The sequence below is a fragment of the Spirosoma harenae genome (assembly GCF_054776975.1).
On the sequence record NZ_BAAHBD010000028.1, the window covers coordinates 1 to 556 of the forward strand.

Annotated in this window: 1 pseudogene; it reads left to right on the top strand. The window is 50.0% G+C overall.

From position 1 onward, the window contains the following. Nucleotides 1-556: pseudogene (locus tag ACYVE4_RS26575) on the top strand (transposase); the annotation flags it as partial.

The window sequence follows — 556 nt, forward strand, 5'->3', positions numbered from 1 at the left end:
CACCGAAATAATGGTCTGATTTTGAGTGAATTAGGAGAACATCTACTCTCAGCCCGTCAAGCGCCGGCGGGTACCAAACGAATCTCCAATTTGCTCAGATGCCCTCATTGGAGTCATACCCTAATTCAGGAAGGTATCCGGGCCAAAGCCCAAGCCTTTTATGAACAACTTCATCAACAAGGGCAACGCCTGTTGATCTTATGGGATGAAAGTGTGATGGAAAAACCTGAAACACTAGCCAGTGAGGATTTGGGGGCCGTTCGCAGTAGTAAAGCGCGCCGACTCAAACGCATTCGCCCTGGTTACTTCAATCCACCGGATGGCAAACCGATTTGTGTCCCAGGCCTGGAATGGTTAGGTATTTTATTGGCGGGTGCGAGTGGAGCTCCTTGCCTCTATAAGTTTGAGTGGTGGACTAGACGGGGGGAGCATGCTCGTCAACGAGCGGATGTACTCGATGATACCTTGAGTGAGCTGACCCAGCGATTTGGTCAGACCGTCTTGCATGTCTTTGATCGAGGCTATGCCTCTCAGACTTGGTTAGGAAAGTTATTGG